The sequence below is a fragment of the Dorea sp. 210702-DFI.3.125 genome (assembly GCF_020560945.1).
Lineage (GTDB): Bacteria > Bacillota > Clostridia > Lachnospirales > Lachnospiraceae > Dorea > Dorea formicigenerans.
This window is the reverse complement of the sequence record NZ_JAJCNF010000022.1, coordinates 1-14,148: the sequence shown is the minus strand read 5'-3', so window position 1 is coordinate 14,148 and position 14,148 is coordinate 1. Positions and strand designations below refer to the sequence as shown.

The following is a 14,148-nucleotide window of genomic DNA, read 5'->3' as shown; positions in this document are numbered from 1 at the left end:
AAGAAAAGGAGAGATCCGTTATGAAATTTAGTATGAAAAAAGTAACTGTATTATTAGCAGATGGATTTGAAGAGATTGAGGCTCTGACGGTAGTAGATCTGCTTCGAAGAGCAAAAGTGTATGTGGATACAGTATCAATTACAGATGATTATACAGTGCGCGGAGCACATGGAATACCTGTGCAGACAGAGGATCTGATCACAGAGATTGATTTTAAAGAATCCGATATGATCGTGCTTCCGGGTGGAATGCCGGGAACAACAAATCTGAAAGAAGATGAGAATGTCAGAAAGGCAGTTCAAGAAGCATATGACGACGGAAGATATGTGGCAGCAATTTGTGCGGCACCGACAATTCTCGCAGATATGGGACTTTTAAAAGGAAAGAGAGCGACTTGCTATCCAGACATGGAAAGTGAAATTGAAGATGCATATCTGACCGGAGCACCAGTAGCAACTGACGAAAATATCATTACAAGTCAGGGAGTTGGAACTGCAATTGATTTTGCACTGAAACTGATCGAAGTGCTTATCAGCGAGGAAAAAGCAGTAGAAATTGCAGATTCTATTGTATATCAGAGATAATTTATGAAAACCTTATAAAAAAACGCAATATCCGTAAAATCGAACTGGATATTTGGAAATGTTTGTGATATACTTCTTGAGTGAATGCAATGTAATATGCCCTTTTGCGGATTGCCCATGCAAGGGGGATAGAAATAGGAGGAAAAGGGTAAATGAGTTTACAGGTAGAAAAATTAGAAAAAAATATGGCGAAACTCACAATCGAAGTTTCTGCTGATGAATTAGAAAAAGCACTTCAGAACGCATACAAGAAACAGAAAAATAAAATCAGTATGCCAGGATTCCGTAAAGGAAAAGTTCCGCGTCAGATGGTTGAGAAGATGTATGGAGCAGATGTATTCTATGAAGATGCAGCGAATGCTCTGATTCCACAGGCTTACTCAGAGGCTTACGATGAGTGTGATCTTCAGATCGTATCTCAGCCGGAGATTGATATTACACAGATCGAGAAAGGAAAACCGTTCATCTTCACAGCACTTGTTGCTACAAGACCGGAGGTTACTCTTGGAGAGTACAAAGGACTTGAGGTAGATAAAGTATCTACACGCGTAACACAGAAAGAAGTTGACGCTAAGATCCAGGAAGAGGCTGGAAAGAACGCAAGAACAGTTGCAGTAGAAGGACGTCCGGTTAAAGACGGAGATGAAGTTGTTCTTGATTTTGAAGGATTTGTTGACGGAGAAGCATTCGAGGGCGGAAAAGGAGAGAACTATTCTCTTACAATTGGTTCCGGAACATTTATTCCAGGATTCGAGGATCAGCTTATCGGAGTAGAGGCAGAGAAAGAAGTAGAAGTTAAAGTTACATTCCCGGAGGAGTATCACGCAGAGAACCTTCAGGGAAAAGATGCTGTATTCAAATGTACAGTACATGAGATCAAAGAGAAAGAGCTTCCAGAGATTGATGATGAATTCGCAGCAGAAGTATCTGAGTTTGATACATTAGATGAGTACAAGGCTGATGTAAAAGCTAAGATTAAAGAAGAAAAAGCTAAAGAAGGAAAAGCAAAAAAAGAAGATCAGGTAATCGCAAAAGCTATCGAGAATGCAACAATGGAGATTCCTGAACTTATGATCAAGACACAGGCGCGCCAGCAGATGGATAATTTTGCTCAGAATCTGATGTCACAGGGACTGACAATGGAGCAGTATGCACAGTTCACAGGAATGACAGCAGACAAGATGATGGAGCAGATGCTTCCATCAGCAGAGAAGAACATTAAGACACGTCTTGTTCTCGAGGCAATTGCAAAAGCTGAGAATATTGAGATTTCTGACGAGAAGATTGATGAGAAGTTAGCTGAGATGGCTAAGTCTTACGATATGGAAGTTGAAAAACTTAAAGAGCTTGTAGGAGAGGCTGAGAAACAGCAGATGAAAGACGATATGGCTGTTCAGGAAGCAATTGATTTCCTTGTTGAGAACGCTGTAGAGAAATAATAAGTCACTGAAATATAACAGGGAGGCATATGTATGAGTTTAGTACCTTATGTCATTGAACAGACAAGCAGAGGAGAGCGTTCCTATGATATCTATTCAAGATTATTAAAGGACAGAATTATATTTTTTGGAGAAGAAGTTACAGATGCATCAGCGAGTGTAGCAATCGCGCAGCTTCTTTTCCTGGAAGCAGAGGATCCGGAAAAGGATATTCATCTGTACATTAACAGTCCGGGCGGATCTGTATCTGCAGGTCTGGCAATTTATGATACTATGCAGTATATCAAATGTGATATTGAGACAATCTGTATCGGTATGGCAGCAAGCATGGGATCATTCCTTCTGGCCGGAGGTACAAAAGGAAAGAGACTTGCCCTTCCAAATTCCGAGATTATGATTCATCAGCCATCTGGGGGAGCTCAGGGTCAGGCAACTGAAATTCAGATTGCAGCAGAGCATATTCTGAAGACTCGTGAGAGATTGAACCGCATTCTTGCAGAGAATACAGGACAGCCGCTGGAGGTCATTAGCAGAGAGACTGACAGAGATAATTTTATGTCCGCTGAGGAAGCCAAAGCATTTGGATTAATCGATGAAGTAATTACAAGACGATAGGGAACAGATATGTTCCCTATTCTTTAATGAGGTGTAGAATATTGGGAAGAAATGATGATCAGATAAGGTGTTCATTTTGTAATAAGTCACAGGCTCAGGTGAAAAAATTGATTGCAGGACCGAATGATACTTATATCTGTGATGAATGTGTGGAAGTATGCTCTGAGATTATAGAAGAAGAGATGGCATATGATGAAAATGATTCCTGGACTCCGTTTTCAGATATCAATCTTTTGAAACCGGAAGAGATCAAGGAATTTCTTGATGATTATGTGATTGGACAGGATGAGGCAAAAAAGGTTCTTTCTGTTGCTGTATATAATCACTACAAGCGTATTATGGCACAGAGAGATCTCGGCGTCGAATTGAATAAGAGTAATATACTGATGCTGGGTCCGACAGGGTGTGGTAAGACACTTCTTGCCCAGTCACTCGCAAAAATTCTGAATGTTCCATTTGCAATAGCTGATGCAACAGCTCTTACTGAGGCAGGATATGTAGGAGAAGATGTGGAAAATATTCTTCTAAAACTGATTCAGGCTGCAGATTATGATATTGAACGTGCAGAGTATGGTATTATCTATCTTGATGAGATCGATAAGATTACAAGAAAATCTGAGAACCCGTCAATTACAAGAGATGTATCTGGAGAAGGTGTTCAGCAGGCACTTCTTAAAATTGTAGAAGGCACGGTTGCAAATGTTCCTCCACAGGGTGGAAGAAAGCATCCACATCAGGAATTGATACAGATAGATACAACGAATATTTTATTTATCTGTGGCGGTGCATTTGAAGGAATTGATAAGATTATTGAGAAACGTATTGATCAGAAATCTATCGGATTTAATGCAGAAATTGCAGAGAAGCATGAAGATGATGTAGATAAATTGTTAGCTCAGGTGCTGCCACAGGATCTTGTGAAATTTGGATTGATTCCGGAACTGGTAGGGCGTGTACCAGTTACAGTATCTCTTGAGATGCTGGATCATGATGCTTTGATCCGTATCTTGACAGAGCCAAAGAATGCAATCGTAAAGCAGTATCAAAAACTTTTGGAACTAGATGGAGTGAAATTAGTATTTGACGATTCTGCATTAAACGAGATTGCAGATATATCATTGAAAAGAAAGACCGGAGCCAGAGGACTTCGGGCAATCATGGAAAATACAATGATGGATATTATGTATCGCGCACCGTCCGATGAGACACTGAAAACGTGCCGGATCACCGGTGACGTGGTGACAGGAAAAGCAAAACCAGAGTGTGAACACACTTCTGTGAATACACAAAGCGCATAATGAAAGAGGCGGGTACGAGTAAAATTGTTCCCGTCTCATTTTTGAATTATAGGAGTAAACAGTATGGAAAATGAGTTGATGAGTCTGCCGATGGTGGCACTTCGTGGACTTGCAGTGCTGCCAGAGCAGGTGACACATTTTGATGTGAGCCGTGAAAAATCTGTGCAGGCAATCACACAGGCCATGAAAAAAGATCAGAAAATATTTCTTGTAATGCAGAAGGAAGTTGAAGTGGAAGAGCCAAAGGAGTCAGATCTTTACAGAATTGGCTGTATTGCAACTGTAAAACAGATTGTAAAGCTTCCGGGAAATATGAAACGTGTTCTTGTATCAGGAGAGCAACGCGCAGGACTTTCCTGGATTGAATCTGAAGAACCTTATTTTCAGGCCGCGGTAAAGATATTGCCGGATTTCTGCAAACCGGAAGACAGGGAACTGTTGGAAAATCCGATTAATGAAGAAGGAATGGTACGTGGACTTCGTGATCTGTTCAGGGATTATATGTCAAAAAATCCAAAGCTTGCAAAAGAACTCGCTATGATGATCGAAGAGATAAAATCGCTGCGCGTCATGGTCGATACAATTGCTGCCAATCTTCCAATGGATTATGAAGATACCCAAAAAGTTCTGGAAGAGCAGGATATTCTTCAGAGATATGAAGACATTTCTCTTCGTGTGGTCAATGAGATGCGTGTACTCAGTGTGAAAGAGGAACTGCAGAAAAAGGTAAAAGAGCGTGTAGATAAGAATCAGAGAGAATATATCTTAAGAGAAGAGATGAAACTGATTCGTGAGGAACTAGGTGAAGATACACTTCAGACAGATGCGGAGGAATTCGAACAGGCAGTGAAAGACTTAGATGCATCTGGCGAAGTGAAAGAAAAATTAGCAAAAGAAATTAAAAGATTTAAAAATCAGATGGCAAGTCCGGCAGAGTCTGGTGTTGTAAGAACTTATATTGAAACGATGCTTGAGATGCCGTGGAATAAGAAATGTGAGGAGAATCTTGATATCAAAGCTGCGAAAGAAAAGCTTGATGAAGAACATTATGGTCTGGAAAAGGTAAAAGATCGTATACTGGAATTTCTGGCAGTTAGAATCCTCACAAGTAAAGGACAGACTCCGATTCTTTGCCTTGCTGGCTCTCCGGGAACCGGTAAGACCTCTATTGCAAGATCACTTGCAGAAGCGCTTGGAAGACCTTATGTCCGTATTTCTCTTGGTGGTGTGCGTGATGAGGCTGAGATCCGGGGACATCGCAAGACTTACGTAGGCGCAATGCCTGGAAGAATTGCGACAGCACTTCGAAATGCAAAAGTAAAGAATCCACTGATGCTTTTAGACGAAATTGATAAAGTTAGTAATGACTATAAAGGAGATACATTTTCTGCACTTCTGGAAGTACTGGACAGTGAACAGAATGACAAGTTCCGTGATCATTATCTGGAAGTTCCAATCGATTTGTCGGAAGTACTGTTTGTTACGACAGCTAATACATTACAAACAATTCCAAGACCACTTCTTGACCGTATGGAAGTAATCGAGATCAACAGTTATACAGAAAATGAGAAAATTCATATTGCCCAGAGACATCTGATTCCAAAGCAGTTAAAAAGTCATGGACTTTCAGAGGAACAACTTTCAATCAGTAAGAAAGCACTTCAAAAAATTGCGACCGTGTATACAAGGGAAGCGGGAGTTCGTCAATTGGAAAGGAAAATTGGAGGCATCTGCAGAAAGTCAGCCAGAGAGATTCTGGAAGACAATAAGAAATGTATTAAAGTTACAGAACGTAATCTGGAGCATTATCTAGGCAAAGAGATTTACCAGTTCCAGAAGGCAAATGAACAGGATGAAGTCGGAATTGTCCGAGGACTTGCATGGACCAGTGTCGGAGGGGATACACTTCAGATTGAGGTTAATGTGATGCCGGGGGAGGGTGAGATCCTTCTGACTGGTCAGCTTGGCGATGTAATGAAAGAATCTGCAAGAGCCGGGATCAGTTATATACGTTCTGTCAGCAAAGAACATGGTATTGATGAGAAATTTTTTAAAGAACATGATATACATATCCATATTCCGGAAGGAGCAGTACCAAAAGATGGACCGTCTGCAGGTATTACAATGGCAACGGCGATATTCTCAGCTGCGACAGGAAGAAAGGTACGTGCAGATGTGGCTATGACCGGTGAGATTACACTAAGAGGAAGGGTGCTTCCAATCGGTGGATTAAAAGAAAAACTTTTGGCTGCAAAAAATGCCGGAATCCGGATGGTTCTGATTCCAAAAGAAAATGAGAGGGATATTGAAGAAATGTCTTCAGAGATTACAAAGGGTCTTAAGATAGTCAGTGTATCTCATATGGATGAAGTGCTTGATTATGCATTTTTGAAAGAGCAGGAGGGATAGAAGATGGTCATTAAAAATGTAAATCTTGAAACAGTATGTGGAATTACAAGTGTTTTGCCAAAGAATACAAAACCGGAGATCGCATTTGCGGGAAAATCAAATGTAGGAAAATCATCGCTGATCAATGCGTTGATGAACCGGAAATCTTATGCAAGAATTTCAGCGACTCCGGGTAAAACACAGACGATTAATTATTATAGTATTAATGATGAAATGTATCTTGTTGACCTTCCGGGTTACGGATACGCAAAAGTGTCTGAACAGGAAAAAATTAAATGGGGACAGTTGATTGAACGTTATCTTCATAGTTCCGCACAATTGAAAGCAGTATTCCTGTTGATTGATATCAGGCATGCACCATCTGAAAATGACAGAATAATGTATCAGTGGATTGTTGAACAGGGATTTCATCCAATCATTATAGCAACGAAACTTGACAAGATTAAAAGAAGTCAGGTACAGAAGCAGATGAAAGTGTTAAGAGAAGGGCTGAAACTGATTCCAGGGACAACGATTATTCCATTTTCTTCTCAGACAAAGCAAGGAAGAGATGAAATCTGGGATATGGTAGAAAATCAATTTCTCAATCAATAATCACTAGGATATTCCTTTTTACAGATGCTTATGATATAATATACAGAGATGTTGTCTGTCTGTAAGTAAAGTGCCAGATGACAGAAATGATCGAAACAGATCATACAGATATTAAAAAAATGAACTGTATGAAATGTAGCGCAAGGAGTAATGAACTATGAAAAGAGTATTGTTAAAGCTCAGCGGGGAAGCTCTCGCCGGGGAGAAAAAGACAGGATTTGACGAGGCAACATGTATTGGAGTCGCAAAGCAGGTAAAACAGCTTGTTGATGACGGTGTTCAGGTAGCAATTGTAACAGGTGGAGGTAATTTCTGGAGAGGAAGAACCAGCGAGACAATTGACCGTGTAAAGGCAGATCAGATTGGAATGCTTGCAACAGTTATGAACTGTATTTACGTATCTGATATTTTCCGTTTTGCAGGAATGGAGACAGAAGTATTTACCCCGTTCGTATGCGGTGCATTTACTACATTATTTTCAAAAGATAAAGCTGTGGAAGCATTGAATCAGGGAAAGGTTGTTTTCTTTGCAGGAGGAACCGGACACCCGTATTTTTCTACAGATACAGGTGCTGTACTTCGCGCCATTGAGATTGAAGCAGATGCAATGCTTCTGGCAAAGGCAATCGATGGAATCTATGACAGTGATCCAAAGGTAAATCCACAGGCAAAGAAATATAACGAAATTAGTATTCAGGAGATCATCGACAAAAAGCTGATGGCGGTAGATCTGACGGCTTCTATTATGTGCCTTGAGAATAAGATGCCGATGCTTGTATTCGGACTGAATGAGCCGAACAGCATTGTAGAGACAATGAGTGGAACATTTACAGGAACAAAAGTGACTGTATAATAAGGAGGATATAGCAATATGAATGAGAAATTAAAAGTATATGATACAAAGATGCAGAAGACAATGGATAGTCTGGACAGTGAGATGGGAACGATTCGTGCAGGACGTGCAAATCCGAATGTGCTGAACAGAATTATGGTAGATTATTATGGAACACCAACACCAATCCAACAGGTAGCGAACGTATCTGTTCCGGAACCGAGAATGATTCAGATCCAGCCATGGGAGAAGAGCATGCTCAAAGTTATCGAGAAAGCAATCATGGTTTCTGATCTGGGTATCAATCCGACAAATGACGGAACTGCTGTAAGACTGATCTTTCCGGAACTTACAGAAGAACGACGTAAAGAGCTTGTAAAAGATGTTAAGAAAAAAGGCGAGGCGGCGAAAGTTGCAATTCGTAACATCCGTCGTGATGGAAATGATGCATTTAAGAAGCTGAAAGGTTCTGATGTTTCTGAAGACGAGATCAAGAATCTGGAAGATGAACTTCAGAAGATGACGGATAAGTATGTTAAAGAGATTGACAGTGCTGTTGAAGTAAAATCAAAAGAAGTTATGACTGTATAGTCTGGAATGAAAAGAAGAGGGCAGCCCCGGCAGATATGCAGGAGGGGTCTGTCCTCATTTAATGTTGATAAGATTTAATGTTGATAAGAAAAAAATTTCACAGAAGAATGCCGAGGCATTCTTGAATTGTGTCAGATTTGAAATGTGTGAGATAATTTTAGTCAGCAGGAGGATAATATTATGAATATACCACAGCATGTTGCGATTATTCTAGATGGTAACGGACGCTGGGCAAAGGCAAAAGGAATGCCGCGTAATTATGGGCATGCACAGGGAAGTAAGAATGTAGAGAAGATTTGTGAAGAAGCATGGTGCATGGGAATAAAATATCTGACCGTATATGCTTTTTCTACTGAGAACTGGAATCGTCCAAAAGAAGAAGTAAATGCTCTGATGAAGCTGCTTCGCAATTACATGAAAACCTGTCTTAAGACAGCAGCGAAAAATGATATGAAAGTCCGTGTAATCGGAGATATTACAAAATTGGATGAAGATATTCAGAAGAGAATTCTGGAGCTTGAAGAGGCAACGAAAAATAATGACGGATTGAATTTTCAGATTGCAATCAATTATGGAAGCCGTGATGAAATCACAAGAGCGGTACGCACGTTGGCTGAAGATGTAAAAGAAGGAAAACTTATGCCGGAAGAAGTGAATGAGGCATGTATAGAAAGGTATCTGGATACACACGATATTCCAGATCCTGACCTTCTGATTCGCACAAGTGGAGAGCAGAGATTGTCCAATTATCTTTTGTGGCAGCTTGCTTATACAGAGTTTTATTTTACCGATGTTCCATGGCCGGATTTTTCCAAGCAGGAATTGGAGAAGGCAATTGAACAGTATAATCGCAGGGACAGACGCTATGGCGGCGTGAAGGAGGAATAAGATGTTTAAGACAAGGCTCATAAGTGGAATTATACTGGTGATTGTGCTGATTGCGACAGTCGGAACTGGAGGAAATGTTCTTTTTGGTCTGCTTGCGGTTGTCAGCCTGATTGGATTGACAGAATTATATAAAGTGATAGAAGTTCAGAATAAACTTTTAGGATTTGCAGGATATCTGGCAACAGTGGCCTATTATGTACTGCTCTATACTGGGAATCTTCAGTATATGACACTTTTTACGATTGTGTTTTTAGTATTAGTTATGGCGGTATATGTATTTACATTTCCAAATTACAGATCTGAACAGGTGATGACTGTATTTTTTGGAGTGTTTTATGTAGCAGTAATGTTGTCCTACATTTATCAGACACGCATGCTGGAAGATGGGGGCATAGTTGTATGGTTGATTTTCTTAAGTTCCTGGGGCTGTGACACTTGTGCATATTGTGCCGGTATGCTTCTTGGAAAGCACAAGATGGCACCAAAACTCAGCCCAAAGAAATCTGTAGAAGGTGGTATTGGTGGCGTACTGGGGGCTGCACTTCTAGGAGTGTTATTTGCATTAGCTGTGAATCAGTGGGCAGGAGCACAGGCAGGAGTTCTGGAATACGCAATCATTTGCGGAGTCGGTGGAATGATTTCACAGGTTGGAGATCTGGCTGCTTCTGCAATCAAAAGAAATCATGAGATTAAGGATTACGGGAAATTGATCCCGGGACATGGTGGAATTCTGGACCGGTTCGACAGTGTAATATTTACAGCTCCGATTATTTATTATCTGACCATGGCGCTGGCGGGGAATTTGTAACGAGAAATCATATGATATATAAAAAGGTGGTAATATGAAGAAAATAGCAATTCTGGGTTCTACAGGTTCCATTGGAACACAGACACTGGAAGTCGTAAGAGAAAATGGAGATATCGAGGTACTTGGTCTGGCAGCAGGAAGTAATATTTCGCTTCTGGAAGAGCAGATAAGAGAATTTCAGCCAAAACTTGTAGCTGTCTGGGATGAGAAAAAAGCAGCAGAATTAAAAATAAAAGTACAGGATCTGGATGTAAAAATCGTAACTGGTATGGACGGACTGATTGAAGTATCAGTTATGGAAGAAGTGGAGATACTGTTGACAGCTGTTGTTGGTATGATTGGAATCCGCCCGACGGTTGAGGCAATTAAAGCAGGAAAAGATATCGCTCTCGCAAATAAAGAAACATTGGTAACTGCGGGACATATCATTATGCCCCTGGCAAAAGAAATGGGGGTTTCCATTCTTCCGGTGGATAGTGAGCACAGTGCCATTTTCCAGTCACTTCAAGGCAATAAGATGAATTCAATCCATAAGATTTTATTGACAGCTTCGGGTGGACCGTTCCGCGGGAAAAAACAGGAAGACCTTTTGAATATTCAGGTAGAAGATGCGCTAAAGCATCCGAATTGGGCAATGGGACGGAAAATTACGATTGATTCTTCAACTATGGTCAATAAAGGTCTGGAAGTCATTGAAGCAAAATGGCTTTTTGGAGTGGAGGTGGATAAAGTACAAGTCGTTGTACAACCGCAGAGTGTCATTCATTCTATGGTGGAATATGAAGATGGCGCAATTATTGCACAACTTGGTACACCAGATATGAAACTTCCAATTCAATATGCACTTTATTATCCTAAGCGCAGGTATTTGCCGGGAGACAGGCTGGATTTCTGGCGCATGGGAAAACTGGATTTTGAAAAGCCGGATATGGATACATTTTACGGACTGGCACTGGCTTATGAAGCAGGAAGAACAGGTGGATCGCTTCCAACTGTATTCAATGCGGCAAATGAAATGGCAGTCGGACAATTTTTGAACAGGGAGATTAAATATCTGGAGATTATAGAGATTATAGAGGATTGTATGAGAGCACATAAGAATATTGAGAACCCGACACTTGACCAGATTCTGGAGACAGAAGCTGAAACTTACGCACGAATCAAAAGCAGGAGGTAATCGTTAGATTTGGGTATTATATTTGCAATCTTAATTTTTAGTTTTATTGTGTTCTTTCATGAACTTGGACATTTTACACTTGCAAAGTTAAACGGCATTGATGTACAGGAATTTGCTATTGGCATGGGTCCGACATTATTTTCAAAAGAATACAAAGGGACAGTTTACGCTGTACATTTGTTGCCAATCGGTGGATTTTGTGCAATGGGCGAAGACGATGAAGAGACAGAGTCACCTGGAAACTTCAATAAAAAATCTGTATGGGCAAGAATTTCAGTCATTGCAGCGGGACCGATTTTTAACTTTATTATGGCATTTGTTCTCGCTGTAATTTTGACAGCAATGGTCGGATATGATAAACCAGTTATCTCGAGTGTAGAAGAAGGATATTCTGCGGCAGAGGCCGGCATACAAGAGGGAGACACCATTGTTCGGATGGGTGGAAAGAAAATTAATATTTTCCGTGAGATTACTTATTATAATCAATTCCATCAAGGAGAGACTGTGAAAGTAACGTATCTCCATGACGGAGAAAAACATACAGCGACATTAGTACCGAAGATGGATGACGAACTTGGATATTATCGTATCGGAATCAGTGGAGGTGGAAATACAAAAGCAAATGCATGGACATCTGTTCAATATGGTGCGTACGAAGTTAAATTCTGGGTATGTACTACATTTGAAAGTCTAAAACAACTGGTGACAGGAAACGTAGGCGTCAAACAATTATCCGGTCCAGTAGGAATCGTAAATATGGTAGATACAACTTATAATGAAAGCAAGTCATATGGTGTATTTATTGTAATAGCACAATTCCTTAATATTGGAATTCTGCTATCGGCAAACTTAGGGGTCATGAATTTATTACCATTACCGGCATTGGACGGAGGACGACTTGTATTTTTACTCATAGAGGCAATCCGTAGAAAACGGATTCCACCGGAGAAAGAAGGCTACGTGCATCTGGCAGGTATGGCACTTCTAATGATTTTGATGGTAGTAGTGATGTATAACGATATTGCCAGAATTTTCTTTTAATTGTAGTTGGGGACGGGGTTTTTCTGAAAAACCCCCGTCCCCAACTGAAAAGTAACTTGTCCCAAATTGAAATTGTGTATGAGGTGTTGAATTGGAGTATACAAAAGCGACAATTGATGATATGGAAGAATTCTATGATCTTGTTCAAAATACGATTCAAGAAGTTTATCCAAAGTACTATCCGGAGGAAGTGGTAAGGTTCTTTAGCCAGCAGCATTGCTGGGAGAATTTGGAACGTGATCTTGAAGAGGAACGCATTTATATCCTTCAGGATGGGGAGTGTGTGATTGGTGCCGGCAGTTTTGAGGGCAACCATATTACTCGGGTCTTTGTGAGAAAAGATTATCAGAGACATGGCGTTGGCAGTCTGATCATGCAGCGGCTGGAAGATGTGATTGCCAGAGAATATGAGTCGGTACGTCTGGAGGCTACGTTGCCTGCAGTAATTATGTTTGAAAAGAGAGGGTACCGTACAATTCGCCATGAAAAGTGGACTGTGAGAAATGGGGCAGTGCTTGTGTATCCTGTGATGGAGAAAATATTGCGTAGATAAGAGGACATAAGGGAAAATGAAGACGATTACTATAGAAGATGTAGAGAAGAAAGATATAAATCAGGTCACAATTTTGGATATCCGTCCGGAGGATGCTTACTGTAGAGGAACCGTTGAAGGTGCAATCAATATTCCGATGCAGAAAGTGGACAATCGAAGAGATGAGATTCCGAGAGATAAACCAGTATATGTACTTTGCCACACCGGGGAGTGGAGTGCTTATACAGTAAATATGCTGGAAGAAGCAGGATATGAAGCGTACAATATTGAAGGTGGATATCGTTCTTTTCTACGTATGATGCTTGGACGTTTTGTGGAAAATGAGACAGTCATGGCTGAAAAACAGAAGGATATTGAAAAAAGTATTATTAAAAAGTTCCGTAAATCTGTCTGGTGCAAATTTACGAAGGCAATTCGGGAGTATGAACTTGTAAAAGACGGAGATAAGATTGCTGTCTGTATTTCTGGTGGAAAAGATTCTATGCTTATGGCGAAACTTTTTCAAGAGCTTAGAAAGCATGGAAAAGCAAATTTTGAACTAGTCTTTCTTGTAATGAATCCAGGATATAATGCAGATAACTGGAAGATTATTCAGGATAATGCAAAGGTCCTTGGAATTCCGTTAACAGTATTTGAAAGCAATATTTTTGATACTGTAGCAGACATTGACAAAAATCCGTGTTATCTCTGTGCAAGAATGCGCAGAGGTTATCTTTATTCACATGCGAAGGAGCTTGGATGTAATAAGATTGCATTAGGACACCATTATGATGATGTGATTGAGACGATTCTGATGGGAATGCTATACAGTGGAAAGATTGAGACAATGATGCCTAAACTTCATAGTACGAACTTTGAAGGTATGGAGTTGATCCGACCAATGTATCTGATTAAAGAGGCGGATATTATTGGATGGCGAGATTATAATCAATTAAATTTTATCCAGTGTGCATGCAGGTTTACAGAAAATTGTGCAACCTGTGGCGGAGGACGTGGTTCCAAACGTGATGAAATGAAAGAACTAATCGCGCAGTTCAGAGAAGAAAGCAATCTGATTGAAAAGAATATTTTCCGAAGTGTTCATAATGTAAATTTAAGAACAATCATTGGATATCACAAAGATGATGATATTTACAATTTCCTTGATGACTACGATGAACGTGGAAAAAAGAAACATGAAAAAATGTAATTATTCTGTCAGTTTGAGGGTTTTATGTGATACAGGAAAACATACCTGTATCACACAAAAATTTAGATATTCAAGAATGCCTCGGCATTCTTGCTGCGAGGTGCGCAGTAGAAGTATGTCATGCAATTGC

The 14,148-nt window shown here is 40.3% G+C and carries 14 protein-coding genes; all 14 read left to right on the top strand.

The genetic code is table 11. The features are described 5' to 3' along the window. The first annotated feature begins 20 nt into the window (after positions 1 to 20). The 14 genes from LI164_RS10835 (at position 21) to LI164_RS10770 (ending at position 14,018) form a co-directional block, all read left to right on the top strand. Positions 21 to 584, top strand: coding sequence for a DJ-1 family glyoxalase III (locus LI164_RS10835; protein ID WP_005331330.1), 564 nt, complete (start codon positions 21 to 23; stop codon positions 582 to 584). Positions 585 to 736: 152 nt separating this feature from the next. Beyond that, positions 737 to 2,023 (top strand): trigger factor, encoded by a 1,287-nt coding sequence (gene tig, locus LI164_RS10830; RefSeq protein ID WP_117613447.1) that lies wholly within the window; start codon positions 737 to 739, stop codon positions 2,021 to 2,023. Between the two features lie 33 nt (positions 2,024 to 2,056). Then, positions 2,057 to 2,638, top strand: a complete 582-nt coding sequence (gene clpP / locus LI164_RS10825) for an ATP-dependent Clp endopeptidase proteolytic subunit ClpP (protein WP_005331327.1) — start codon at positions 2,057 to 2,059, stop codon at positions 2,636 to 2,638. Between the two features lie 38 nt (positions 2,639 to 2,676). Continuing rightward, entirely contained in the window at positions 2,677 to 3,936 is a 1,260-nt protein-coding gene (gene clpX, locus LI164_RS10820; protein ID WP_029731763.1) for an ATP-dependent Clp protease ATP-binding subunit ClpX, read from the top strand. Between the two features lie 63 nt (positions 3,937 to 3,999). After that, on the top strand, positions 4,000 to 6,345 hold the full coding sequence (lon, locus tag LI164_RS10815; protein ID WP_227087121.1) for an endopeptidase La: 2,346 nt from the start codon (positions 4,000 to 4,002) through the stop codon (positions 6,343 to 6,345). Positions 6,346 to 6,348: 3 nt separating this feature from the next. Further along, complete coding sequence (gene yihA / locus LI164_RS10810) at positions 6,349 to 6,939, top strand: ribosome biogenesis GTP-binding protein YihA/YsxC (RefSeq protein ID WP_005331324.1); 591 nt, start codon at positions 6,349 to 6,351, stop codon at positions 6,937 to 6,939. Positions 6,940 to 7,096: 157 nt separating this feature from the next. After that, complete coding sequence (gene pyrH / locus LI164_RS10805; protein WP_005331308.1) at positions 7,097 to 7,792, top strand: UMP kinase; 696 nt, start codon at positions 7,097 to 7,099, stop codon at positions 7,790 to 7,792. Between the two features lie 18 nt (positions 7,793 to 7,810). Next, positions 7,811 to 8,362 (top strand): ribosome recycling factor, encoded by a 552-nt coding sequence (gene frr, locus LI164_RS10800; RefSeq protein ID WP_005331304.1) that lies wholly within the window; start codon positions 7,811 to 7,813, stop codon positions 8,360 to 8,362. A gap of 177 nt (positions 8,363 to 8,539) precedes the next feature. After that, positions 8,540 to 9,250 (top strand): isoprenyl transferase, encoded by a 711-nt coding sequence (locus LI164_RS10795; RefSeq protein WP_331464374.1) that lies wholly within the window; start codon positions 8,540 to 8,542, stop codon positions 9,248 to 9,250. Between the two features lies 1 nt (position 9,251). After that, positions 9,252 to 10,058: a phosphatidate cytidylyltransferase gene (locus LI164_RS10790; protein ID WP_005331297.1), complete on the top strand. Its 807-nt coding sequence runs from the start codon at positions 9,252 to 9,254 to the stop codon at positions 10,056 to 10,058. Positions 10,059 to 10,092: 34 nt separating this feature from the next. Continuing rightward, on the top strand, positions 10,093 to 11,235 hold the full coding sequence (locus LI164_RS10785; protein ID WP_005331296.1) for a 1-deoxy-D-xylulose-5-phosphate reductoisomerase: 1,143 nt from the start codon (positions 10,093 to 10,095) through the stop codon (positions 11,233 to 11,235). A gap of 9 nt (positions 11,236 to 11,244) precedes the next feature. Next, entirely contained in the window at positions 11,245 to 12,276 is a 1,032-nt protein-coding gene (gene rseP / locus LI164_RS10780) for an RIP metalloprotease RseP (RefSeq protein ID WP_005339776.1), read from the top strand. Between the two features lie 91 nt (positions 12,277 to 12,367). Continuing rightward, on the top strand, positions 12,368 to 12,829 hold the full coding sequence (locus tag LI164_RS10775) for a GNAT family N-acetyltransferase (RefSeq protein ID WP_005331292.1): 462 nt from the start codon (positions 12,368 to 12,370) through the stop codon (positions 12,827 to 12,829). Positions 12,830 to 12,845: 16 nt separating this feature from the next. After that, the gene (locus LI164_RS10770; RefSeq protein WP_227087119.1) at positions 12,846 to 14,018 is read left to right on the top strand and encodes an ATP-binding protein; all 1,173 of its coding nucleotides are present in this window, start codon (positions 12,846 to 12,848) and stop codon (positions 14,016 to 14,018) included. The last annotated feature ends 130 nt before the right edge of the window (positions 14,019 to 14,148 follow it).